Annotated in this window: 17 protein-coding genes; 13 read left to right on the top strand and 4 right to left on the bottom strand. The window is 72.1% G+C overall.

The window, feature by feature from the left end:
* Nucleotides 1-163: 163 nt before the first annotated feature.
* Entirely contained in the window at nucleotides 164-736 is a 573-nt protein-coding gene (locus I2501_RS22885; protein WP_196196015.1) for a hypothetical protein, read from the bottom strand.
* A gap of 205 nt (nucleotides 737-941) precedes the next feature.
* On the opposite strand from I2501_RS22885, the gene I2501_RS22880 reads away from it, so the two are divergent.
* The 9 genes from I2501_RS22880 to cydD all read left to right on the top strand — a co-directional run bounded on the left by I2501_RS22880 (nucleotide 942) and on the right by cydD (nucleotide 13,847).
* Nucleotides 942-2,336, top strand: a complete 1,395-nt coding sequence (locus I2501_RS22880) for an efflux RND transporter periplasmic adaptor subunit (RefSeq protein WP_196196014.1) — start codon at nucleotides 942-944, stop codon at nucleotides 2,334-2,336.
* The gene (locus I2501_RS22875; protein ID WP_196196013.1) at nucleotides 2,333-3,121 is read left to right on the top strand and encodes an ABC transporter ATP-binding protein; all 789 of its coding nucleotides are present in this window, start codon (nucleotides 2,333-2,335) and stop codon (nucleotides 3,119-3,121) included. Before I2501_RS22880 ends, I2501_RS22875 begins: the two co-directional genes overlap by 4 nt.
* Nucleotides 3,118-4,335 (top strand): ABC transporter permease, encoded by a 1,218-nt coding sequence (locus tag I2501_RS22870; RefSeq protein WP_196196012.1) that lies wholly within the window; start codon nucleotides 3,118-3,120, stop codon nucleotides 4,333-4,335. Before I2501_RS22875 ends, I2501_RS22870 begins: the two co-directional genes overlap by 4 nt.
* Entirely contained in the window at nucleotides 4,328-4,960 is a 633-nt protein-coding gene (locus I2501_RS22865) for a hypothetical protein (protein WP_196196011.1), read from the top strand. The genes I2501_RS22870 and I2501_RS22865 overlap by 8 nt, the downstream gene beginning before the upstream one ends.
* A gap of 253 nt (nucleotides 4,961-5,213) precedes the next feature.
* Complete coding sequence (locus tag I2501_RS22860) at nucleotides 5,214-5,921, top strand: response regulator transcription factor (protein WP_196196010.1); 708 nt, start codon at nucleotides 5,214-5,216, stop codon at nucleotides 5,919-5,921.
* Nucleotides 5,896-7,419, top strand: a complete 1,524-nt coding sequence (locus I2501_RS22855; RefSeq protein ID WP_196196009.1) for a sensor histidine kinase — start codon at nucleotides 5,896-5,898, stop codon at nucleotides 7,417-7,419. The genes I2501_RS22860 and I2501_RS22855 overlap by 26 nt, the downstream gene beginning before the upstream one ends.
* Before the next feature lie 366 nt (nucleotides 7,420-7,785).
* Nucleotides 7,786-9,327, top strand: coding sequence for a cytochrome ubiquinol oxidase subunit I (locus I2501_RS22850; RefSeq protein ID WP_196196008.1), 1,542 nt, complete (start codon nucleotides 7,786-7,788; stop codon nucleotides 9,325-9,327).
* A 13-nt stretch (nucleotides 9,328-9,340) separates the two neighbouring features.
* Nucleotides 9,341-10,336 carry a cytochrome d ubiquinol oxidase subunit II gene (gene cydB, locus I2501_RS22845; protein WP_196196007.1) on the top strand — a complete coding sequence of 332 codons (996 nt, stop codon included), beginning with the start codon at nucleotides 9,341-9,343 and terminating at the stop codon, nucleotides 10,334-10,336.
* A gap of 58 nt (nucleotides 10,337-10,394) precedes the next feature.
* Nucleotides 10,395-13,847 (top strand): thiol reductant ABC exporter subunit CydD, encoded by a 3,453-nt coding sequence (gene cydD / locus I2501_RS22840; protein WP_196196006.1) that lies wholly within the window; start codon nucleotides 10,395-10,397, stop codon nucleotides 13,845-13,847.
* An 87-nt stretch (nucleotides 13,848-13,934) separates the two neighbouring features.
* Here cydD and I2501_RS40315 read toward each other — a convergent pair whose 3' ends face one another.
* A complete protein-coding gene (locus I2501_RS40315; RefSeq protein ID WP_196196005.1) occupies nucleotides 13,935-14,648 on the bottom strand; it encodes a hypothetical protein in 714 nt (237 codons plus the stop codon).
* Nucleotides 14,649-14,775: 127 nt separating this feature from the next.
* Here I2501_RS40315 and I2501_RS22830 point away from each other — a divergent pair, with 127 nt between their 5' ends.
* From I2501_RS22830 to I2501_RS22820, 3 genes are read left to right on the top strand one after another with little or no spacing between them, the layout of a single operon-like run.
* Nucleotides 14,776-15,453 (top strand): response regulator transcription factor, encoded by a 678-nt coding sequence (locus tag I2501_RS22830; protein WP_196196004.1) that lies wholly within the window; start codon nucleotides 14,776-14,778, stop codon nucleotides 15,451-15,453.
* On the top strand, nucleotides 15,446-16,975 hold the full coding sequence (locus tag I2501_RS22825; RefSeq protein WP_328806536.1) for a sensor histidine kinase: 1,530 nt from the start codon (nucleotides 15,446-15,448) through the stop codon (nucleotides 16,973-16,975). The genes I2501_RS22830 and I2501_RS22825 overlap by 8 nt, the downstream gene beginning before the upstream one ends.
* A 56-nt stretch (nucleotides 16,976-17,031) precedes the next feature.
* A complete protein-coding gene (locus I2501_RS22820) occupies nucleotides 17,032-18,837 on the top strand; it encodes a GAF domain-containing sensor histidine kinase (RefSeq protein ID WP_236046911.1) in 1,806 nt (601 codons plus the stop codon).
* Nucleotides 18,838-18,921: 84 nt separating this feature from the next.
* On the opposite strand, the gene I2501_RS22815 is transcribed toward I2501_RS22820, so the two are convergent.
* A complete protein-coding gene (locus I2501_RS22815) occupies nucleotides 18,922-19,734 on the bottom strand; it encodes an HAD family hydrolase (RefSeq protein ID WP_328806535.1) in 813 nt (270 codons plus the stop codon).
* A 100-nt stretch (nucleotides 19,735-19,834) separates the two neighbouring features.
* Here I2501_RS22815 and I2501_RS22810 point away from each other — a divergent pair, with 100 nt between their 5' ends.
* Nucleotides 19,835-23,107 carry an AfsR/SARP family transcriptional regulator gene (locus I2501_RS22810; protein WP_196196003.1) on the top strand — a complete coding sequence of 1,091 codons (3,273 nt, stop codon included), beginning with the start codon at nucleotides 19,835-19,837 and terminating at the stop codon, nucleotides 23,105-23,107.
* Here the strand turns inward: I2501_RS22810 and I2501_RS22805 are convergent.
* Complete coding sequence (locus tag I2501_RS22805) at nucleotides 23,090-23,851, bottom strand: GbsR/MarR family transcriptional regulator (protein ID WP_196196002.1); 762 nt, start codon at nucleotides 23,849-23,851, stop codon at nucleotides 23,090-23,092. The genes I2501_RS22810 and I2501_RS22805 overlap by 18 nt on opposite strands.
* Nucleotides 23,852-23,992 lie beyond the last annotated feature (141 nt).

Here is a 23,992-nt window from a genome sequence, read left to right as displayed (position 1 = left end):
GTCGGGGGCGGGGGTACCGGCGCGACACCCCACCGTGTGTGGTGTGTCGCTGAACGAGCAGGGCCATCCCGACGGGGTGGTTGCTCGCGCAGTTCCCCGCGCCCCTTGGTAGTGCGTGCTTGCTCGCCTGCAGAAGCTCCGCGCCCCTAAAGGTGGTGCAACCTCAGGCTGACGGGGACGCTGAGGGCGCGGCGCCCGGGGAGCGGGTGGGGATCAGGACCTTGCAGATGTTGAAGGCCGCGGACGTCTTCGGGTCCGCCGTGTTCAGGGCGCGCACGCCGCCCGTCGCGGGGAGGGTGACGCCGTGGTCCTTCATGCAGCTGGTGAACGCCGCCATCGCGGTCGAGTTGAACCCGCCGCGGCCGCCCTTGCCGCCGCCGCCGAACTTCGGGCGGAGCGAGGCGCAGGCCTGCATCGCCGCCGCCATCGTCGGGTTGGCCGACGCGCCGCCGCCGAAGCCGAAGCCCCCGCCACCGTTGCCGCCGCCGTAGCCGCCACCGCCGCCGCTCGGGCGGGCGGTCGGGCGGCCGGAGGGCATGGTCACGCCGTGCTGGCTGAGGCACTGCCGGTACGCAGCCATCGCCGCACCTCCGCGGCCGCCCGTCGAGGAGGCGGAGGCCTGGGAGGACGCGGAGGAACTGCTGGTGCTGCCCGAGGAGGCGCAGCCGGACAGCAGCAGCGCGCCGAGGCTGAGCAGACCTGCTGCGCAGGCCGTGCGAGGGCTGAGTGTCGTCATGGGTCAAGAAGGAACCGCACGGGGGTGTTGGTGCCCTGGGTGAATCCTTCGAATCCGCTGGGACCGGATTCGCCCGCAGGGGTGCCGGAACCGATGCGGAGTGCCACAAAAGACGGCAATGATGCCATCTGCCCGGAATGTCACATCAGCGAACTCCAAGGTTTCTCCCAGAGCCCGCCTTGAGCGCACGGCCAAGGTGTGCGGCATGAAGGTGCTTCCACGACGGCGCAAGTCCGTCCTGTTGAACTCCGTGCTCGCCGCGGTGGTGCTGGCGGTCGCCGGCGGTGCGTGGGCGACCGTGGCCGAGGGCTCAAGCAGCACCACGACGTCCACGACGACGCGCACCGCGACGGTCGCGCGCGGCAATGTCCTTGCGACGGTCTCCGGGTCGGGCACGCTGGCCTCGCCGTCGGACGCCGGGGTGAGCTTCACCACCGGCGGCACGCTCACCGAAGTCGATGTGACGGCTGGTCAGAAGGTTTCCGCCGGGCAGGTCCTGGCCAAGGTCGACCCCACCTCCGCACAGGAGACGCTGACCGCCGCCCAGTCGCAGCTGACCGCCGCGCAGGCCAACCTCACCCAGGTCGAGCAGGGACAGTCGTCCACCAGCTCCGGCTCGGGTGGCGGCAACTCAGGCTCCGGCGCGGGCACAGGCGGTGGCTCCGGCAGCGGTGCCGGCAGCGGCCAGGCCGCGTCGGCGCCCTCGTCGACCCCGACCGTCAACCCGGCCCAGCTGGCCAGCGCCCAGAACCAGGTCACCACCGCGCAGAACGCCGTCGACGCCGCCCAGCGCGCGCTCGACGGCACGGTGCTGAAGGCCCCCGTCTCCGGCACCGTCGCCTCCGTCGCCGGCAAGGTCGGTCAGTCGGTCTCCGGCACCGGCGGCAGCAGCTCCGGCGCAGGCGGCGGTTCGGGCAGCGGGTCCGGCGGTAGTGGGTCCGGCTCCGGCTCCAGCAGTTCCTCGTCCAACTCGTCCACCCTGTCCGGCTTCGCGGTGATCACCAACCCCACCGGGATGGAGGTCAACGCCGACTTCTCCGAGGGCGACGCCCTCAAGCTCAAGGCCGGTCAGGGTGCCACGGTGACCCTGAACGCGGACACCACCCAGGTGTTCAACGCCAAGGTGCTCTCCATCAGCTCGCTGCCGGTCTCCAGCTCCGGCTCGGGCGGCGGCAACTCCTCCAGCGCGGTGCAGTACGCCGCGGTGCTGGCGATCCTCGGCGACACGGCCAACCTGCGCACCGGCCTCAGCGCCAGCGTCCAGGTCTCGGTCGGTGACGCCTCCGACGCGCTCTACCTGCCGACCTCGGCGATCACCGGGACCGGCTCCAGCGCCAGCGTCCAGGTGGTCAACGCGAACGGCACCACCACGCGCACCCCGGTGACCCTGGGCGTCCAGGGCGACACCGACGACCAGATCCTCTCCGGCGTGACCCTCGGCCAGAAGGTCCAGATCACGGTGGTCTCCACCAGCGGCAGCAACGGCTTCCCGAGCACCGGATTCCCCGGCGGCTTCGGCGGTGGCGGTGGCGGCTTCGGGGGTGGCGGCGGTGGCCGTGGCGGCCGTGGTGGAGCGGGTGGCGGGGGTGGACTCGGATGAGCCCCGCTCCCGTCATCGCGGCCCGCAGCCTGGTGAAGACCTACGGCATGGGCGACGCGGTCGTACACGCCCTGGCCGGCGTCGACCTGACGGTCCATCAGGGCGACTACGTCGCCATCATGGGCAGCTCGGGGTCGGGCAAGTCGACCCTGATGAACATCCTCGGCTGCCTGGACGTGCCGACCACCGGCCGCTACCTGCTGGACGGGATCGACGTGGGCGGGCTGGACGAGCGGCAGCTGTCGCTGGTCCGCAACCGCAAGATCGGCTTCATCTTCCAGTCCTTCAACCTGGTCCCGCGCACCTCGGCGGTGGCCCAGGTCGAGCTGCCGCTCGCCTACGCGGGCGTCAAGGCCGCCGAGCGGCGTCGCCGCGCGATGGCCGCGCTGACCATGGTCGGCCTCGCCGAGCGTGCCGACCACAAGCCCAACGAGCTCTCCGGCGGCCAGCAGCAGCGCGTCGCCGTGGCCCGCGCGCTGGTCACCGCGCCGGCGATGCTGCTGGCCGACGAGCCCACCGGAAACCTGGACAGCCACAGCACCAAGGAGGTCCTCGGCATCGTGGACCGCCTCAACGCGACCGGTCGCACGGTCGTGCTGATCACCCACGAGGACGAGGTGGCCCACCACGCCAAGCGCGTGATCCGGCTGGTCGACGGCGTGATCGTGAGCGACGTCCGGCAGGCGCCGGTCGACGGCCCGCCGCCCGCGATGGCAGCGGCGGCGGAATCGTTCGGACAGGTGGCGGCCGAGGCGGAGACCTTGACCCAGGAGGCGATCCGGTGAACCCCTTGGAGACACTCCGCTTCGCCGTCCACGGCCTCTCCGCCAACAAGGTCCGCTCCGGGCTGACCATGTTGGGCATCCTGATCGGTGTGGCCGCGGTCATCCTGCTGCTGGCCGTCGGCAACGGCTCCTCGCAGGCGGTCACCAACTCGATCGACGCGCTCGGCACCAACTCGCTGACGATCTCGTCCGGTGCGGGCTTCGGCGCGCAGTCGACCGCGACCAGCACCAAGCCGCTGACCCTCACCGACGCCAAGGCGCTGGCCAACACGACGCAGGCCCCGGACATCAAGGGCGTCGCCCCCGAGGTGCAGACCTCGCAGACGGCGCTCTACGACGGAACCTCGCACACGGTCAGCTCGGTGATCGGCACCTACCCGGCCTACTTCGAGGCGTCCAACAGCAAGGTCGCCGAGGGCGACTACTTCAGCGACGACGACGTGCTGGCCTCACGCAAGGTCGCGGTGATCGGCTCGACCACGGCGTCGGACCTGTTCGGCACCGCGTCCCCGATCGGCAAGCAGATCATCCTGGGCGGCACGCCGCTCACGGTGGTCGGCGAGCTCGCCACCAAGGGGACCAGCACCAGCAGCTTCAACGACCCGGACGACGTGATCATCGCGCCGCTGCCGACGGTGCAGAACGCCTACACCGGTTTCGGTTCGCTGAGCCAGATCCTGGTCGAGGCGACCTCCGCCAACAGCACGACGCCGGCGCAGAACGAGATCACCACGGTCCTGATGGGCACTCACGGGATCAAGAGCGCGTCGGCGGTCGACTTCCGGGTCAGCAGCCAGGCCTCGCTGCTGAGCACGCGGAGCTCGACCACACAGACCTTCACCGTGCTGCTCGGCGCGGTGGCGGCGATCTCGCTGCTGGTCGGCGGCATCGGCATCACCAACATCATGCTGGTCACGGTCGCCGAGCGGACCCGTGAGATCGGCATCCGCAAGGCGATCGGGGCGCCCAAGGGCGTCATCCTCGGCCAGTTCCTGGCCGAGTCGACGCTGCTGTCCCTGGTCGGAGCAGGACTGGGTGTGGTGATCGCGCTGATCGGCGCGCACTTCACCATCGTCGGCATCAAGCCGGTGGTGATCCCGGCGTCGGTGTACGGAGCGTTCGGCATCGCGGTGGCCATCGGGCTGTTCTTCGGCAGCTACCCGGCGAGCCGGGCGGCCAGCCTGCGTCCGATCGAGGCGCTGCGCCATGAGTGATCTGCAGAAGGAGGACGTGCGCGTGGAACTCGTGGACGTGAACATGGACGGCGAGCCGACCGAGCAGCTGTCCCCCGAGGACATCCTGGCCGAGCCGCCGGACGCGCTGGACATCAGCGCGGAGCTGGCGGCCCCGCCACGGCGGAAGCTGCCGTGGCTGACGCTGGTGCTCGGCGCCGCGGTGATCGCCGGGCTCGGCTTCATCGGCGGCGTCCAGGTCGAGAAGGGCCAGGCCCCCACGGGCGGGGGCGGTGGCGGCTTCGGCGGTCGCAACTTCGCTGCGGCGGGGGCGTCCGGCTCCGGCGCGACGGGTTCCGGCCGGACCGGTGCGGGCGGCAGTGGCTTCGGCGGCGGCGGATTCGGTGGCGGTGGCGGCTTCGGCGGTGGTGGTGCGGGCGGCGGAGCGACCGTCGGTACGGTCAAGCTCGTCGACGGCAGCACGATCTACGTCTCCGACACGTCGGGCAACATCGTCAAGGTCACGACCAGCGGCAGCACCAAGGTCAGCCTCTCCGCGACGGGCACCGTCACTGACCTGAAGCCGGGCTCGACGGTCACCGTCCGCGGCACGACCGACTCCTCCGGCGACGTCTCCGCCTCCACGGTCACCCAGGTCGGCGGCTGACCCGCACTCTCAGACGAGGGGAAGTTGCACATTCCAGGGGCGCGGGGAACTGCGCGAGACACCACCGGCGTGCGGATGGCCCTGCGCGTTCGGTCTGCCACCTGCGTGAGTGGCTTGTCGCGCAGTTCCTCGCGCCCCTGAGGTAGTGCAACATCCCCCTTCGGAAAGAAAACTCTCACAGCGTTCACTCATGAAGTCCTCATCTAGTCCCGTTACTCTGCCGCAGCCAGACCTGAACTCACCGGGGGCGCCCATGGACACCGCCGAAGCAAGCCTGCTCGTCGTCGACGACGAGCCGAACATCCGCGAGCTGCTCTCTGCCTCGCTGCGGTTCGCAGGCTTCCGTGTGGCCTCCGCCGCGTCCGGCGCGGAGGCGGTCGCGCATGTGCAGCAGTCGCGGCCGGACCTCGTCGTGCTCGACGTGATGCTGCCGGACGTGGACGGCTTCTCCCTGGTGCGGCGGCTGCGGGACGACAGTGACCGGGACAAGATCCCGGTGATCTTCCTGACCGCCAAGGACGGCGTCGACGACAAGATCAACGGGCTGACCGCCGGTGGCGACGACTACGTCACCAAGCCGTTCAGCCTGGAGGAGCTGATCGCCCGGATCCGGGCCATTCTGCGCCGGACCGGTGGGCCCGCCGAGGACGGGCGGCTGGTGGTCGCGGACCTGGAGCTGGACCCGATCGGGCACCAGGTGACCCGTGGCGGACGCCCGGTCTCCCTGTCCCCGACCGAGTTCAAGCTGCTCGAGTACCTGATGACCAACACCGGCCGGGTCGTCTCCAAGATGCAGATCCTGGACCACGTCTGGGCCTACGACTTCGGCGGCGACCTCAGCATCGTCGAGTCCTACATCTCCTACCTGCGCCGCAAGATGGACTCCGGCGCGGACGGTGCGCCCAAGCTGATCCACACGGTGCGCGGGATCGGCTATGTCCTTCGTCGGCCGACTGCGTAGCCGGCTCGCCCTGCGGCGGCGGGCGCGGCAGCATCTGGTCGGCCGGATCTCGCTGCGGCTGCGGCTGCTGGCGCTGCTGGTGGCGCTGGTCGCGCTCGGGCTGACGGTCAGCGACACGCTCGTGCTGGGCAGCGTCCGCGACAACCAGATGCAGCGCGTCGACAGCCAACTCGCCCGGTTCGGGCAGCAGATGGAGCGAGTGGCGCTCAACCCGGTCCGGCGTCCGCTCACGCCCGGCATCCGACGCGGGGCCTGGCTGCCCAGCCAGTACGTGACGGTCCCGGTCGATGCGGACGGGTCCTACGGGCAGCTCCAGGCCCAGCAGTTGGACGCGGGGGACCCGAAGCCGGTGCTGCCGACGCTCGACCCGACGTCGCTGGCCGCCGCCATGGGCTCGCCGTTCACCGTGGGGGCGGACCACGGCGGTGGCCAGTGGCGGGTGCTGATCCTGCCGGTGGCCAAGCGACCGGGCTCGGGTGTGCTGGTCGCGACCTCGCTGGACGACACCGACGCGATGATCACCCGGCTCAACGAGGGCTTCCTCGCCGTCGGCGCCGCCGTCCTGCTGCTGCTGACGGTCGCGGGTTTCTTCGCGGTGCGGACCGGACTCAAGCCGCTGCGCCGGATCGAGGAGACCGCCGAGGCGATCGCCGCCGGGCATCCGCTCTCCCACCGCGTCCCCGACTCCGAGGCCGAACAGCACACCGAGGTCGGCCGGTTGGCCCGCTCGCTCAACTCGATGCTGGCGCAGATCGAGTCCGCCTTCGCGGAGCGGACCCGCTCCGAGGACCGGATGCGCCGCTTCGTCGCCGACGCCAGCCACGAGCTGCGTACACCGCTGGCGGGCATCCGCGGCTTCGCCGAGCTCTACCGGATGGGCGCGCTGGCCACCGACGCCGACGTCAAGCGGACGATGGAGCGGATCGAGTCCGAGGCGGTCCGGATGAGCGGACTGGTCGAGGACCTGCTGATGCTGGCGCGCCTCGACGAGCAGCGTCCGTTGCAGCTCGCGCCGATGGACCTGCGCACGCTGGCGATCGACGCGCTGCACGACACCACCGCGCTCGACCCGACCCGCGAGGTCAGCCTGACCGGCCCTGCCGGTGTGCCGACGCCCGGCGCGGCGCTGGTGCTGGGGGACGAGGCGCGGCTGCGCCAGGTGGTCACCAACCTGGTCGGCAACGCGGTCAAGCACACCCCGGCCGGAACCGCGGTGCGGATCGGCGTCGGCACGATCGACGGCGAGGGCGTGCTGGAGGTCGGCGACCAGGGACCGGGTCTGACGGAAGAACAGGCCGCCAAGGTCTTCGAGCGGTTCTACCGGGTGGACGCCTCGCGCAGCCGTCGTGACGGCGGGGGAGCGGGTCTCGGGCTGGCCATCGTCTCGGCCCTGACGACCGCCCACGGGGGACGCGTCGAACTCATGACCGCCCCTGGCGCGGGCGCCACCTTCCGGGTCTCCCTGCCCGGTGCCCCCGCCCCTGTCAGCCACCCCTGAGCCGCGGTGGGTTCGACCCGTCCGTCGAACCCACCGCCTGCCCCCGCTGACCCCGCCTGCCCCTATTTCTGAGCGTCTCTGAGTCGCACATCACATCTGACGGAGAGTGTGCGCGGCGACACATCCGGCAGGCCCCGACAACTGCCGAAGTGGCTTGTCTGCCCAGGTCAGCCTGTACGTAGTGGCTCTCACGACTCACCCCACCCCCCTGTCAGTCTCTGCGGAAACCCGTGGTGATAATAGCTTGTGATCGTGTTCACGTTCACAAGCTCACTAACATTCCGTGTTCAGTGGGGACGTCCCACCTATGTCGGATTAACCGTGCATAGATGGACATGATGCTCGGACGATCTGGAGGCAACCGCAGTGGATCTCGCGCTCGCGCACGAGACGATGGCGCGATGGCAGTTCGGTATCACCACCGTCTACCACTTCCTGTTCGTCCCCCTGACGATCGCTCTGTCGGCGCTGACGGCCGGCCTGCAGACCGCCTGGGTGCGGACCGGTCGTGAGAAGTACTTCAGGGCCACCAAGTTCTGGGGCAAGCTGTTCCTGATCAACATGGCCATGGGCGTGGTCACCGGCATCGTCCAGGAGTTCCAGTTCGGGATGAGCTGGTCGAACTACTCCCGGTTCGTCGGCGACATCTTCGGAGCGCCGTTGGCCTTCGAGGCGTTGATCGCCTTCTTCTTCGAGTCGACCTTCATCGGACTCTGGATCTTCGGCTGGGACCGGCTCCCCAAGAAGCTGCACCTGGCGGCGATCTGGATGGTCGCCATCGGCACCACCCTCTCCGCGTACTTCATCCTGGCCGCCAACTCCTGGATGCAGCACCCGGTCGGCTACAAGGTCGTCAACGGGCGCGCCACACTGACCGACTTCCCCAAGGTGCTCTTCCAGAACACCACGCTGGTGGTCGTCTTCCACACGCTGACCGCGGCCTTCCTGGTGGGCGGAGCGTTCATGATCGGCATCGCCGCCTACCAGTTGCGCAAGGCGTCCAAGCTGGCGCGCGGTGAGCAGGACCGGGTCAACGTCGCGGCGATGAAGACCTCGCTCCGTCTCGGTCTGGTGGTCTGCCTGATAGCAGGCCTCGGCACCGCGATCAGTGGTGACGCACTGGGCAAGGTCATGTTCGAGCAGCAGCCGATGAAGATGGCCGCCGCCGAAGCCCTGTGGAACACCGAGGCGCCCGCGCCCTTCTCGGTCTTCGCCTACGGCGACGTCTCCAAGGGCCACAACACCGTCGAGATCACCATCCCCGGCCTGCTCTCCTTCCTGGCCAAGGGCGACTTCTCCTCGCCGGTGCCCGGCATCAACAACACCAACGCCGCCGAGAAGGCCAAGTACGGCGACAAGGCGCCCGACTACAAGCCCAACATCCCGACGACCTTCTGGGCGTTCCGCTGGATGATCGGCTTCGGGATGACCTCGTTCGTCATCGCCGTCATCGGCCTGTGGCTGACCCGGCGCAGGTTCTGGCTGGCGCCGGAGTTCCGGCGGGCCGGTGACGAGGTGCCGCTCTTCATGCTGACGAAGAACAAGGAGCTCGGGCCCTTCCTCAACAAGTGGATGTGGCGCGGGTTCGTCTGGACCATGCTCTTCCCGCTGATCGCCTGCTCATGGGGCTGGATCTTCACCGAGATGGGCCGTCAGCCGTGGGTGGTCTACGGCCTGATGACCACCGCCGACGCGGTCTCCCCCGGCGTCTCCGTCGGCGAGCAGTGGACCTCGCTGATCGTCTTCACCCTGCTCTACGGAATCCTCGCCGTGATCGAGGTCAAGCTCATGGTCAAGTACGCCAAGGCCGGTCCCCAGGACGAGGAACCGCCGCGCCACGACCCGACCCTCGGCGGCCCTCCGGCCGGTTCCGAGGACGCCGACAAGCCGTTCGCGTTCGCGTACTGAGGGGACCTCGACCATGCATCTCCACGACGTCTGGTTCGTGATCATCGCGGTCCTGTGGATCGGTTACTTCTTCCTGGAGGGCTTCGACTTCGGGGTCGGCATCCTCACCAAGGTGCTGGCCAAGGACGAGCGGGAACGCCGCGTCCTGATCAACACCATCGGCCCGGTCTGGGACGGCAACGAGGTCTGGCTGCTGACCGCCGGCGGCGCGACCTTCGCGGCGTTCCCCGAGTGGTACGCGACCCTGTTCAGCGGCTTCTACCTGGCGCTGCTGCTCATCCTGGTCTGCCTGATCGTCCGCGGTGTGGCCTTCGAGTACCGCGGCAAGCGCCCCGACGCGCGCTGGAAGCGCAACTGGGACCACGCGATCTTCTGGTCCTCGCTGTTCCCGGCCTTCCTGTGGGGCGTGGCCTTCGGCAACATCGTCCACGGCACGAAGATCGGCGCCAACTTCGAGTACGTCGGCAACTTCCTCGACCTGCTCAACGGTTACGCGATTCTCGGCGGCCTGGTGACGCTCTTCCTGTTCACCTTCCACGGCGCGGTCTTCACCGCGCTGAAGACCGCCGGGGACATCCGGGAGCGCGCCCGTGCGCTGGCCCTGAAGCTGGGTGCGGTGACCGTGGTGCTGGCGCTGGCGTTCCTGATCTGGACCCAGGCGCACCACGGCGACAACTGGAGCCTGGCCGCCATGGTCGTGGCCGCGCTGGCACTGGTCGGCGCGATCGGCATGAACCAGGCCGGCCGCGAGGGCTGGGCGTTCCTGCTGTCCGGGGTGACCATCGTCGCCGCGGTGGCGATGCTCTTCCTGACCCTCTTCCCGGACGTCATGCCCTCCTCGATCAACCCGGCGCTGTCGCTGACCGTCAGCAACGCGTCGTCGTCGGCGTACACGCTGGGGATCATGACCTGGCTCGCCGGGATCGCCACCCCGGTCGTCCTGCTCTACCAGGGCTGGACCTACTGGGTGTTCCGCCGCCGCATCAGCGTCGCGAACATCCCGGCGTAGCACGCGCTCTGTCGTAACCCGCAGTATCCGCAGTACGAGCAGTTCGAGGAGTACCGCCGTGAAGCCCGTCGACCCGCGCCTGCTGCGGCACGCCCGTGCCACCCGGATGTTCCTGCTGGCCTCGGTCGGGCTGGGCGTGGTCGGCGCGGGGCTGGTGGTCGCGCAGGCGACGCTGGTGGCCGCGATCGTCGTCGGCTGCTTCCAGCACGGCCAGGGGCTGGGCCGGTTGGCCGGTCCGCTGGTCGGGCTGGCCGCAGTCTCGCTCGGCCGCGGCGTCGTCGCCTGGGCGACGGAGACGGTGGCGCACCGGGCCTCGGCGCGGGTCAAGTCCGAGCTGCGCGAGCAACTGCTGGAGCGGGCCGCGGCGTTGGGACCGTCCCGGCTGACGCCGCAGCGCAGCGGTGAGCTGGTCACCCTGGCCACCCGCGGCGTGGACGCGCTGGACGACTACTTCGCCCGCTACGTCCCGCAGTTGGCGCTGGCCGTGGTGGTCCCGGTCGCGGTGCTGGCCAGGATCGTCTTCGCCGACTGGGTCTCCGCCGCGATCATCGTCGCGACGCTGCCGCTGATCCCGGTCTTCATGGTGCTGATCGGGATGGCCACCCAGAGCCGGATGGACCGTCAGTGGCGGACGCTGGGACGGCTCTCGCACCACTTCCTCGACGTGGTCGCGGGCCTGCCGACGCTCAAGGTCTTCGGCCGGGCCAAGGCGCAGGCCGAGTCGATCAGGAAGATCACCGACCAGTACCGTCGCGCCACGCTGCGGACGCTGCGGGTCGCGTTCGTCTCCTCCTTCGCGCTGGAGCTGCTCTCCACGCTGTCGGTGGCGCTGGTCGCCGTCAGCATTGGCATGCGGCTGGTCAACGGCGACATGCCGCTCGAAACCGGCCTGGTGGTGCTGGTGCTGGCCCCGGAGGCGTACCTGCCGATTCGCCAGGTCGGCACCCACTACCACGCCAGCGTCGAGGGGCTGGCGGCGGCGGAGCAGATCTTCGAGGTGCTGGAGACGCCCGCGTCGCAGTCGGCCGTCCGCCCGTCCGAGGACGGCGGCGTCGAGGTGCGCGACCTGACGGTCCGCTACGAAGGCAGGGAGCGCCCGGCGTTGGACGGGCTGTCGCTGCGGGTCGCGCCGGGGGAGACCGTCGCGGTCACCGGCCCGTCGGGCGCGGGCAAGTCCTCGCTGCTGGGCGTGCTGCTCGGCTTCGTGCCGGTCGCCTCGGGCGAGGTGACCGCCCCCGCGCACGACCGGATCGCCTGGGTCCCGCAGCACCCCTACCTCTTCGCCGGGACCGTCGCCGACAACCTGAAGTTGGCGCGTCCCGACGCCAGCGACGCCGAGCTGTGCGCGGCGCTGACCGCCGCGCAGGCCTGGGAGTTCGTGACAGCACTCCCCCTCGGCACGCAGACCGTCCTCGGCGAGGACGGCAGCGGACTCTCCGCCGGACAGCGGCAGCGCCTGGCGCTGGCCCGCGCCTTCCTGGCCGACCGCCCGCTGGTCCTGCTGGACGAGCCGACGGCGGGGCTGGACAACGAGAACGAGGCGGCGGTCGTCGCCGCCATCCGCGAACTGGCCGTCGGCCGCACGGTCATCCTGACCGCACACCGCCCGGCGCTGCTGGCGCTGGCGGACCGCCGCGTCGACCTCGGTGCGGCGTCGGCGGCTCCGGATGAGGCGGTCGACGCGGTCGATACGCCTCTCGTTCCGGAGGCGCGCACCGCCGCCGCCACTCCCGAGCCCGTCAGTGAAGCTGCTGCCTCCCCCGACTCCCCCGCCGGCTCCGTAGGCAACTGGTCGCACTGGCCCAAGCCCAAGCTCGGCCTCGCCATCCTGCTCGGCGCGCTCGCGCTGGTCTGCGCCACCGCGCTGATGGGCACGTCCGGTTGGCTGATCTCGCGGGCCTCGCAGCAGCCTCCGGTGCTCTACCTGATGGTCGCCGTCACCGCCGTCCGCACCTTCGGCATCGGGCGCTCGGTGCTCCGCTACGGGGAGCGGCTGGTCAGCCACGACGCGGTGTTCCGCAGCCTCGGCGCGCTGCGCACCACCGTCTACACCCGGCTGGAGCGCCTCGCGCCTGCCGGGCTCGGGGCGACGTTCCGGCGCGGCGACCTGCTCTCCCGGATGGTCGCCGATGTCGACGCGATGCAGGACCACTGGCTGCGCTATCGCCTCCCGGTCGCGGTGGCCGCACTGGCCGGTGTGCTGACGGTGGGCGTGGTCGCGTGGCTGCTGCCGCTCGCCGGAGTGGTGCTCGCGTTCGGGCTGCTGCTCGCCGGGCTGCTGGTGCCGCGCCTCGCGCTGCTGCTCTCGCTCCGCGCCGAGCGCGCCCAGGCCGCCGCGCGTGGTCGGCTCAGCGGGGAGGTCGTCGGACTGCTCGACGGCGCCGCCGAACTGACCGTCAGCGGCGCGCTCCCCGCCCGGCTCACCGCGCTGCGCGCGACGGACGCCGAACTGACCGGCCTGCAACGGCGTTCCGCCGCCGGGCTCGGCCTCGGCGTCGGCCTGACCACCGCGCTGACCGGCCTGACCGCCGTGGCCTGCGGCGCGGTCGGCATCGCGGCCGTCGCCTCGGGGCAGCTCCACGGCGTCTATCTGGCGGTGCTGCTGCTCACGCCGCTGGCGGCGTTCGAGGGCGTCACCGGCCTGACCGCCGCCGCCCAGATCCGGCACCGCAGCGCGCGCTCGGCCGCGCGGCTCGCGGAGCTCTTCGACGCGCCCGAGCCGGTCCGCGAGCCGGAACACCCGGCCGCCGCGCCCACCGACCCGCTGCCGCTTCGGGTCCGCGGCCTGACCGCGACCTGGCCGGGGCGGACCAACCCCGCGCTGGCCGATGTCGACCTGGACCTGACGCCGGGCCGCCGCATCGCTGTCGTCGGCCCGAGCGGCTCGGGCAAGACCACGCTGGCCAACGTCCTGCTCCGGTTCCTGGACCCGGCGTCGGGCAGCGTCACCCTGGGCGGCACCGACGCCACCGCGCTGACCGGCGAGGACGTCCGCCGCGCGGTCGGTCTCTGCGCGCAGGACGCCCACGTCTTCGACAGCTCGCTGCGCGAGAACCTCCGGCTGGCCCGCCCGGACGCCTCCGACGCCGAGCTCTTCGCGGCCCTCGACGCCGCCCGGCTGGGCGCGTTCGTCCGCGAGCTGCCGGACGGCCTTGCCACCATGGTCGGCGAGCACGGCGCGAACCTCTCCGGCGGTCAGCGTCAACGGCTCGCGCTGGCACGGGCGTTGCTGGCGGATTTCCCGGTGCTGATCCTCGACGAGCCCGCCGAGCACCTCGACCTCCCGACGGCGGACGCCCTCACCGCAGACCTGCTGGCGGCGACCGAAGGCCGGGCGACGCTGCTGATCACCCACCGGCTGACCGGACTCGCCGCGGTCGACGAGGTGCTCGTGCTGGACCACGGCCGTGTGGTGCAGCGCGGCGCGTGGGACGAACTGGTCGCGGTGGAAGGCCCGTTGCGTGCGCTGTGGGCGCACGAGCAGGAGGCCGCGCCCGTCGCTGTTGGCTGAGCGGCGACCACGTCAGCAGCGTCCCCACTTCTTCGTCTTCTGGCCCTCGCGAACCGGCTGACCGCCGCCGTGCGGGTCGCGGCTGACTCAGCCGCCCAGCGTGGTGTTGCTGGTGATGGTTCCCGACGTGCCGTCGACGGTGACCAGGTGGCTGACGCCGTCCGGGCCGAGGACGACGGCCTGCCAGGCGCTGCCGCCGCCCTGCTCGGGAACGGACGTCAGGGACTCGACCTTGCCGCCGGTGACCGCCGCCGCGGCCTTGTCCGCGGCCTGGTCCGCCGGGAGGGACGGCAGCGGAGCCGGAGCCAGACCCTGAACCCCACCCGCCTGAGCCGCACCCGGCACCGCGACCGCCTGGCCGCCCTTGACCACGACGGCCTCCGAACCGGCGTCCCCGGCCGCTCCGCCGAGGACGACCTTGCCGGGGAGGCCGCCGGGGATGCCGGGGAGCCCGATCCCGCCCGGGGCGACTGAGACGGCCCGCACTGCGAAGCCACGATCGCCGTGGTTGACTACCGCCGCCGTCACCGCGGCAGTGCCGCCGACCAGCACGACGATCCCGACGCCGGTCAGCACCCAGCGGGCCGGGCGTCCGCCCATCCGCCGACGAACCCCGGACCCGGACCCGGAGCCGGACCCGGCGGACGCCGGCTCGGCAGCGGCAGCAGCAGGCGCATCGGCGGTGGGCGCGGGCTCCTTGGCCAGGTTCGGGGCCGGCTCGTGGTCCGGCTCCTGGCTCGGGGTGGGGTCCGGCTCGGGCGCGGACGAGGCGGGGAAGAAGGGGTCCACGGGGTCGGTCATCTCGGCTCCACAGGTCGCAGCAGGTCGTGTCGGGCCAGCCGAGAATGCCCGAGCACCGCTGAAGGGCTGCTGAAGATCTTGAAGATCTCTTCAGCTTCCCCGCAGAGCGCCGTGTCACCCTGAACCCGTGCGCGTACTGGTGGTGGAGGACGAACGGCGGCTGGCCGCCGCGCTGCAGCGTGGGCTGGAGACGGAGGGCTTCTCCGTCGACGTCGCCCACGACGGCCTCGCCGGACTGCGGCAGGCCACCCGTCAGCCCTACGACCTCATCGTGCTCGACATCATGCTGCCCGGTCTGAACGGCTACCGGGTCTGCTCCCGGCTCCGCGCCGCCGGGAACGACGCGGGCATCCTCATGCTCACCGCCAAGGACGGCGAGTGGGACGAGGCGGAGGCGCTCGACACCGGCGCGGACGACTTCCTCTCCAAGCCGTTCTCCTTCGTCGTCCTGGTCGCCAGGCTGCGCGCGCTCACGCGCCGGCTCGGCAGCAGGCCGCCGCAGGTGGTCCGGCTCGGGGACCTGGTCGTCGACATCGCCGCCCGGATCTGCTCCCGCGCGGGCACCCCGCTGCGGCTGACCGCCCGCGAGTTCGCCGTGCTGGAGCAACTCGCGCTGCGGGCAGGCGAGGTGGTCTCCAAGCGGGAGATCCTCGACCACGTCTGGGACGAGTTCTACGACGGCGACCCGAACGTCGTCGAGGTCCATGTCAGCGCACTGCGGCGGAAGATCGACGCGCCGTTCGGCCGGGCGGCCGTGCAGACGGTCCGCGGCTCCGGGTACCGGCTGGCGGTGGACGGTGGCTGAACCTCCCGCACAGGCATCACCTGCCACGCGGACACCGCTGCTGCGTCTGGTCCGCCGTCGTGCCCGCGCGTTCCGGGAGCGGGTGACGCCCGGTTCGGTGCGCGCTCGGGCCACCTTCGCGGCCTGCGCGGTGGTGGCCGTCGCGCTGACGGTCGCCTCGCTGTCGATGCTGTCCATGCTCCGCGCTGACCTGCACGGACGGGCGGCGACCAGCGCCCGCGCGCAGGCTGACGTGGTGGCGAGGCAGGTGACGAACGGCAAGCTGGGCCGACTGCTGCCGCTCGGCGACGGCACCGATTTCATCCAGGTGGTCGACGCCAACGGCGCGGTGGTGGCCGCCAGCCAGAACGTGGCCGGCCTCCCCGCGTTGAGTCCGCTCCCGCAGGTCAAGCAGCTCCCCGGCATGGGCGGCGCGGTGGAGGCCGTGCCCGGGCCGGACGGAGGGCTGGTCACCCCGCTCACCCGGTGGGACCTGAAGGTGCTCGGCCTGGAGGAGAACCAGCAGGTCACCAGCGTCGCCGCGATGACGCCCAAGGGCGACGAGGTCGTCATCCACACCGGCGTCTCGCTCGTCGCCGCCGACGCCGCCGAGTCGACCACCGCGCTCACCCTCGCGGTGGGCTGCCCGCTGCTGCTGCTCCTGGTCGCCTTCGTCACCTGGCGGGTGACCGGCCGGGCACTGCGCCCGGTGGAGGCGATCCGTACCGAGGTCGCCGCGATCGGCGAACAGGCGCTGCACCGCCGCGTCCCGATCCCGCGCGGGGGAGACGAGATCGCCAAGCTGGCGACGACGATGAACGCGATGCTGGACCGGCTCGACGTGGCCGGTCAGCGGCAGCGGCAGTTCATCGCCGACGCCTCCCACGAGCTGCGCAGCCCGATCGCGGTGCTGCGCACCCAGTTGGAGGTGGCGCTGGCCCACCCGGACCCGGACGTCAGGGTCGAGCTGGTCGAGGGCGCCCTGGAGGACACCGAGCGCCTCCAAGCCCTCGCCACCGACCTGCTCTTCCTGGCCCGGCTCAGCAGCAGCACCGGCCCGGGCATCGGCATCGGCTCCGGCGGGGTCGACCGGCCCGGCGACCCGGTCGACCTCGGCGAGCTGGTCGCCGCCACGGTGCGCACCCGCGGCACCGAACGCTGTCCCGTCGACCTGGACCTCGCCGATGAGGTCGTGGTCCCGGGGAATCACTTGTGGCTGACCCGGCTGGTGACCAACCTGCTGGACAACGCCCAGCGTCACGCCCGCAGTTCGGTCCATATCCGGGTCAGGCTGAGCGCGGCGGAGGACGAGGCGGTGCTGGAGGTCCGCAACGACGGTGCGGCGATCGACCCCGCCGACCGGGAGCGGATCTTCGAACGGTTCACCCGCCTCGACGACGCCCGCAGCCGCGACCACGGTGGCGCGGGCCTGGGCCTGCCGATCGCCCGCGACATCGCCCACCACCACGGCGGAACCCTCGCCGTCGTCGAATCCGAAATCGACGCGGAAGGAGCAACCTTCCAGGCGCGCCTGCCCCTCTGACCGATCCCCTCTGGCCAATCCGGAGCAGGTCAATCCGGACAAACTAGGCTCTGACCATGGCCATGGAACAGAGCGAGGGACACTTCAGCCCCGATCTCGGCTCGCTGGAGGTCGACGCCCTGGTGTCGGAGGTCGCCGAACGGCTGCACGCCGTCGCCGCCGTCAACGACCGGATGCGCGAGCTGCTGGAGGCCGTCGTCGCGGTCAGCTCCGGGCTGGACCTGCACGCGACGCTGCAGCGGATCGCCTCCGCCGCCGCGGATCTCGTCGACGCCGAGTACGCGGCCGTCGGCGTGCTCGCGCCGCACACCCACGGCCTGTCGGACTTCATCCAGGTGGGCATCAGCGCCGAGGAGGAGCTGGAGATCGGCGGACCGCCGTGCGGGCTCGGCCTGCTCGGCTACGTCACCGACCACCGCGAGCCGTTGCGGCTGGAGGACCTGACCCAGCACCCCAGCGCTGCGGGCTTCCCGCACGGCCATCCGCCGATGCACACCTTCCTCAGCGTGCCGATCCGGGTCCGCAACGACTTCTTCGGCACGCTCTACCTGACCGAGAAGCACCACGGACGGCACTTCAGCTCCGCCGACCAGCAGGTGGTCGAGGCGCTGGCGGCCGCGGCCGGCGTCGCCATCGAGAACGCCCGCCTCTACGAGGAGGGTCTGCGCCGCGAGCGCTGGATCGCCGCGTCCCGCGAGGTGACCACGGTGATGCTGACCGCCGAGGACGCGCAGATCGCGCTGATCACCACCGCGGAGCTGCTGCGCGACCTGGCCGACGCGGCGATCGGCATGATCCTGCTGCCGACCGGCGACGGCGGACTGCGGATCTCCCACGCCTCCGGCGAGGCCTCGGACTTCGTCACCGGCGAGCTGATCCCGCCGAGCGAGCGCACGGCCCGGCTGCTGGCCGGGGACAGCGTCATCATCGAGGACATGCGCGAGGACTCCGAGGTCCGCTCGACGGTCCGGGAGGCGTTCGGGCCGAGCATGACGCTGCCGCTGCGCAGCGCGGGCCGGGTGCTCGGCGCGGTCAGCGTCTGGCGTCGACGCGACCTGCCGCCGTTCACGGCGGACGAGCAGGCGTTGGCGGAGGGCTTCGCCGCCCAGGCCGCGCTGGCGCTTCGGCTGGCCGAGGGCCAGCACGACCAGCAGCGCCTCGCCGTCTACCAGGACCGCGACCGGATCGCCCGGGACCTGCACGACCTGGTCATCCAACGCCTCTTCGCCACCGGCATGATGCTGGAGAGCGCGGCCCGGCTGGCCGAGGTCCCCGAGGTGCGGACCCGGATCGGCAAAGCGGTCGACGAACTCGACGCCACCATCCAGGAGGTGCGCACCACCATCTACGCCCTCCAGCACGACGACACCCCGGAGGGTGACGAGGACCTGCGCAGCAAGCTGCTGCGCGAGGGCGCACAGGCGGTGGGACCGCTCGGATTCCGTCCGTCGATCGCGTTCGTGGGACCGATCGAGTCGATGATCGGCGAGACGACGGGTCGTCAGTTGACGGCAGCACTACGGGAGATGCTCTCCAACGCGGCACGCCACGCGCGGGCGTCGAAGGTCGAGGTCTGTGTGGACAGCACCGTCCACATCGACGCCGAGGGGCGTCTGACGCACAGCCCGGTCGCGGTGGAGACCGCCGTCGACAGCAAGGACTCCGACTCGGCCCTGCGCGCGGCCGGTCGGCCCGCGGTGCTGCTCACGGTGACCGACGACGGCGTCGGCATCCCGGAGGGTGGTCGCCGCAGCGGGCTGCGCAACCTGCGTCAGCGGGCCGAGGCCCTCGCCGGCTCCGCCTGGCACGAGCCGGGCCCGAACGGCAAGGGCACCACGGTCTCCTGGACCGCCGTGCTCTGAGCGTTGCGATCCGTTGCGGTCCGTCGCGGTCCGTCGCGGTCCGGCGCGGACCGTGCGGACCGGCCCGGCCGACGACCACCAGTCTCAGGCGCTGCCGTCCAGCAGCAGTTCCACGACCCGGGCCACGCCGTCCTCGTCGTGGTCGGCGGCATGTCGCGGGGTCGCGGCCAGCACCTCGGGGTGGGCGTTGGCGACCGCGTAGGACGTGCCCGCCCAGGCGAGCATCGGCAGGTCGTTGGGCATGTCGCCGAAGGCCACCACCCGCTCGGCGGGGATGTCGCGCTCCGCGCACCAGCGGGCCAGCGCGGTGGCCTTGCTGACGCCAACCGCGCCGATCTCCAGCATCGCCACCGACGCCGAACGCGTCACCTCGCCGAAGCCGCCGACCGCCTCGCGGCCCAGGCGCAGGAAGGCGTCCGGGTCCAGGGTCGGGTGCTTGGCCAGCAGCTTGAAGACCTGGTCCCCGGCCGGACCGGCCAGGATCTCTTCCGCCGGGGCGACCTGCTCGGCCGCGTCCATGTCCCACAGGGTGCGCGGATACTGCGGCTCGTGCGAGAAGCCCGCCGGGTACTCGAAGGCGAAGCTGACCTCGGGCAGCGCCGCGCGCAGCGCCGCCACCGTGGCCAGCGCGTCCTCGCGGCGCATCGGGGAGGTGGACAGCAGCTCCTTGCGCCGGACGTCGTAGAGCGCGCCGCCGTTCGAGCAGATGGCCACGCCGTGCGGGCCGATGGCGGAGCTGACCCCGCCCATCCAGCGCGGTGGGCGGCCGGTGACGAAGACGATGCAGATCCCCGCCTCCTCGGCGCGACGCAGCGCGTCCTCGGTGCGGGCCGAGACCGTGCCGTCGCTGCGCAGCAGGGTGCCGTCGAGATCGGTGGCGATGAGGGAGGGGATCACCCCTCCATCCTCACATCCTCCGATGTGGGTCTTCCGCCGGAACCTCGCTCCCGACACTCCTGGCGCTCCCGAGCTGTGGCCGATGCGACAGAATCACCGGGTGAGGTTCGGCATTCTCGGCACGACCGCGGCGTGGACCGGCGACGGCGCAGAACTCGCGCTCGGCGGTCCCGGCCGGCGCGCGCTGCTCGCGCTGCTGTTGCTGGACGCCGGACGGACGGTCGGCACCGACCGGCTGGTCGACGGCCTCTACGGCGAGGCGCCGCCGAACAACGTCGCCAACGCGCTGCAGTCGCAGGTCTCCCGGCTGCGCGGGGTGCTCGCGCAGGTCGGGGCCACGGTCGAGGGCGGGCCCGGCGGCTACCGGCTGTCGGTGTCGCCGGACGAGGTGGACGCGCACGTCTTCGAGCGGCTGGCGGCCGAGGGCCGGTCGGCGTTGGCCGCCGGAGCGGCGGCGGAGGCGCATGCGGCGCTCACCGAGGCGCTCGGGCTGTGGCGTGGCGAGCCGCTCTCCGACGTCGGCGGCGCGCCTTTCGCCGCCGGACAGGTGGTCCGGCTGACCGAACTGCGGCTGGGCGCGGTCGAGACCCGGGCCGAGGCCGCGCTGGCCCTGGGTCGCCATGCCGAGGTGATCGCCGGGCTGCGTCAGGCCGTCGCGGCGGACCCGCTGCGCGAGCGGCTGACCACGCTGCTGATGCGCGCCCTCTACGCCGCCGGACGCCAGGCCGACGCGCTCGCGGCGTACGCGGCACTGCGCGCGGCCCTGGCGGACGCGCTGGGCGCGGACCCCGGTCCGGAGACGGCCGAGCTGCACCTGGCCATCCTCCGCGCGGACCCGGCGCTGCGGCAGGCTTCGGCTGCGGCCGAACCCGCAGGCCCGGCCGCGGTGGCCGCTGCGCCTGCACCCGCACCCGCGCCCGAACCCGTACCCGCGTCCGTTCTGCCGCTGCCGCCCGTCCCGCGTCCGCTGACCACCTTCGTCGGTCGCGAACCCGAGCTGGCCGCGCTCGACGCCACGCTCCGCGCCGCGCGCCTGGTGACCCTGACCGGCCCCGGTGGGACCGGCAAGACCCGGCTCGCCCTCGAACTCGCCGCACGTAGGTCCGCCTCCGAGGAGGAGGGCGGCGCGTGCTTCGCCGACCTCTCCCGGGTCGGCGACGGCAGCGGGCTCGCGCAGGCGCTGCTGGGCGCGCTCGGGGTGCGCGAGGCGGGCGTTCTCGGTCCCACCGCGCCGACTGGCGACGCCGTCGCGCGACTCGCTCCCGCGCTCGCCCGGCGCGGGGACCTGCTGCTGGTGCTGGACAACTGCGAGCAGATCGTCGCCGAGGTGGCCCAGCTCGCCGAGAGCCTGCTGAACGCCTGCCCGGAGCTGCGGATCCTCGCCACCAGCCGGGAGCCCCTGGCCGTCCCCGGCGAGCACGTCCGCCCGCTGGAGCCGCTGCCGGACGCCGAGGCGCTGCGCCTCTTCGCCGAGCGCGCCGCTGCTGTCCGCCCCGGCTTCGCGCTGGAGGGGCTGCCCGCCGCCGACGCGTCGGCCGTCGCGGAGATCTGCCGCCGCCTCGACGGCCTGCCGCTCGCCATCGAGCTGGCCGCCGCCCGGCTGCGAATGTTGACGCCTCGTCAGATCGCGGACCGGCTCGACGACCGGTTCCGTCTGCTCACCGGCGGCAGCCGCACCGCCCAGCCCCGTCAGCAGACCCTGCGCGCGGTGGTGGACTGGAGTTGGGACCTGCTCCCGGAGCCGGAGCGCGAACTCCTGCGCCGGGTCTCGGTCTTCAGCGGCGGCTGGACCTTGGACGCCGCCGAGGCCGTCTGCGGCGGTGGCGAGGTCGCCGCTGACCACACGCTGGACCTGCTGGGCGCGCTGGTCGACAAGTCCCTGGTCGTGGCCCACCAGGCCCCGGATTCCGGCGGCATGCGCTACCGGATGCTGGAGACCGTCCGCGCCTACGCCGCCGAGCGGCTCGACGCGGCCGACGAACAGCGGCACTACGCCGACGCGCACCTGGCCCACTTCGCCGCGCTCGCCCTGAAGGCGGAACCGCAGCTCCGCACCGCCGCCCAACTCGACTGGCTGGCACGCCTGGCCGCCGACCACAGCAACCTCACGGCCGCTCTGCGGCACGCCGTCGCCACCGACCCCGAGCAGCAGGCGCTGGACCTGCTTGCCGCGCTCTCGGGCTACTGGATGCTGCGTGGCCTCCGCACCGAGGGCCGCGCCCTGGCCGTCCGGCTGCTCGACGCGCTCGGCGGCGCGATCCCGCCGGGCCGGGAGGAACAGTTCGTGCTGGCCGTGATGACGGCGATCTCCGGCGGCATGGACACCCCGGAGCTCGTCGCCGCGGTCGACCTGTGCCGCCCGGTCATGGACCGGCTGATGTTCGCGCATCCGCTGCGTTTCCCGTTCCTGATCGTGCAGTGGGCGCCCTTCGTCGGCGTCCCGGACGACGTCTCGACGGCCGCGCAGAACGCGGCCATCGCGAGCCTGGCCGACGACCCCTGGTACCGCGGCCTGCTGCACACCGGGATGGGGTTCCAGCACTGGTACCTCCGCGCCGATCTGGCCGAGACGGAGCGCGAGTTCGGCGAGGCGCTGGACTGCTTCGAGCAGCAGGGCGAACGCTGGGGCATGGTGATGGCCCTGATGGAGCTCGCCCGCGCGCGGGGACGGCGCGGCGACCGGGCCGCGTCCGCGGCCTGCACCGACCGCGCGCTGTCCCTCGCGGGCGAGCTCCAGTCGGTCGAGGACATGGCCGAACTACTGTGGAGCCGCGCTGACTTCAGCATCCGCGCGGACGACCTGGACGCGGCCGAGGCTGACCTGCTGCGCGCCGTCCGCCTGGTCGAGCCGCTCGGCGTCAGCGACAACCTGGCCCAGGCCCGCCTCGGCCTGGCCGAGGTGGCTCTCAGCCGGGGCGAGACCGCGCGGGCCCGCGAGCTGTGCGCATCGGCCATGGCCAGCAGGCTTGTCGGGTGGACGAGTGGCGAACTCATGGAGTCGGCCGTCCATATGACGGAGGCTCGGATCGCCCTCCACGAGGGCGACCGCGAAGCTGCGGCGGCTGGACTTCGGGCCGCTTTCTCTGTCGTCTCCCGGACCCGCAACCTGCCTGCGTACGGCGAACTCGCGGGGACGGCAGCCGCGTTGGAGTCGGTCTCGGGACGGCCCGGCACGGCGGCCGAACTCTGCGGGGTGGCCGAGTCGTTGTCGCTCCCTGGCACCCGACGGCACCCCGCCGGGCTCACCGAGTCGCTCCGGGAGGCGCTGGGCGCGACCGCCTACGAGGCCGCGTTCGCGCGCGGCCAGGCCGGAGCGCGACGCGACCCGAAGGACGCGGTGGCGTTCCTGGCGGGGCTACTCCGCACCGACTGACTGCGCAGACTCCCGCACAGCCTCCTGCGCGGCCTCCTCGTCGCGGCGTCGTTGCACCGCGCGGACGAGGTCCTCACCTGTGTGCTGGAGGAAGACCGCGGCCGTGTCGAGCCGTGCTCCGGCCGGTGTGGCGGGACCCAGCAACTCGGCGCCGTTGCGCGCGAACTCGGCAAGCATCGCGTTGCGGCGGGCGCTGGCCAGCATCGCCTGGTACCAGATGTCGTCGTCGATGACGTAGCGCTCGCGGCGTCCGTGCTCGCCCTGCTCGAACCGCTCCCGTCGTACCAGCGCCTGGCCCTCCAGATAGCCGATGGCCTTGGACACCGACGCCGGGCTGACCTGCAGTCGCTGCACCAGCTCGGCGGAGGTCAGGCTGCCGCTGTCGGTGACGTAGAGGCAGGTCAGCACCCGGGCCACCATCCGTGGCAGGCCGGTGTGCACCAGCAGCTCCGCGAGTTGGGCCGCGAACTCCTGGACGGCTGCCGGGTCGCGGCCGTCCGCCTGGCTCACGCCGCCGTCGCGGGTCCGCTGCGGTGCGGGCCTGCCGCGTCGCGAGCGCTGTGTGGTGGCGCGCTGAGCGCTCTCCGCGCGGTAGCCGGACGGGCCGCCGTTGCGGGCGATCTCGCGGGTGACCGTCGAGGTGGGGCGCGCCAACTGGCGGGCGATCTCCCCGTAGCCGAGGCCCTCGGCCATCCCGACGGCGATCCTGCGGCGCTCCTCCTGGGTCAGCCGGGCTCCTGGCATTCGACGCTCCTTCTCCTGCATCTCGCTCCGGCCGAGTATGCGTTCAGCTTCAGGCCATTGCAACAGTTGCACGGAATCCATTGCATTAATCGGCAGGCTCATTGCAAGGATTGTGCGTCATCTACCTGCAATAACAGCCAT

The organism is Streptacidiphilus fuscans (assembly GCF_015690355.1).
GTDB classification, from domain to species: domain Bacteria; phylum Actinomycetota; class Actinomycetes; order Streptomycetales; family Streptomycetaceae; genus Streptacidiphilus; species Streptacidiphilus fuscans.
Note: the sequence above shows the minus strand (reverse complement) of the source record. Positions and strands in the feature narration are given on the sequence as shown.

What these genes read in the sequence shown, in the direction of transcription:
- I2501_RS22885 (WP_196196015.1), bottom strand. Translation starts at nt 736, where the DNA reads ATGACGACACTCAGCCCTCGCACGGCCTGCGCAGCAGGTCTGCTCAGC.
- I2501_RS22880 (WP_196196014.1), top strand. Translation starts at nt 942, where the DNA reads ATGAAGGTGCTTCCACGACGGCGCAAGTCCGTCCTGTTGAACTCCGTG.
- I2501_RS22875 (WP_196196013.1), top strand. Translation starts at nt 2,333, where the DNA reads ATGAGCCCCGCTCCCGTCATCGCGGCCCGCAGCCTGGTGAAGACCTAC.
- I2501_RS22865 (WP_196196011.1), top strand. Translation starts at nt 4,328, where the DNA reads ATGAGTGATCTGCAGAAGGAGGACGTGCGCGTGGAACTCGTGGACGTG.
- I2501_RS22860 (WP_196196010.1), top strand. Translation starts at nt 5,214, where the DNA reads ATGGACACCGCCGAAGCAAGCCTGCTCGTCGTCGACGACGAGCCGAAC.
- I2501_RS22855 (WP_196196009.1), top strand. Translation starts at nt 5,896, where the DNA reads ATGTCCTTCGTCGGCCGACTGCGTAGCCGGCTCGCCCTGCGGCGGCGG.
- cydB (WP_196196007.1), top strand. Translation starts at nt 9,341, where the DNA reads ATGCATCTCCACGACGTCTGGTTCGTGATCATCGCGGTCCTGTGGATC.
- I2501_RS40315 (WP_196196005.1), bottom strand. Translation starts at nt 14,648, where the DNA reads ATGACCGACCCCGTGGACCCCTTCTTCCCCGCCTCGTCCGCGCCCGAG.
- I2501_RS22820 (WP_236046911.1), top strand. Translation starts at nt 17,032, where the DNA reads ATGGCCATGGAACAGAGCGAGGGACACTTCAGCCCCGATCTCGGCTCG.
- I2501_RS22805 (WP_196196002.1), bottom strand. Translation starts at nt 23,851, where the DNA reads ATGCCAGGAGCCCGGCTGACCCAGGAGGAGCGCCGCAGGATCGCCGTC.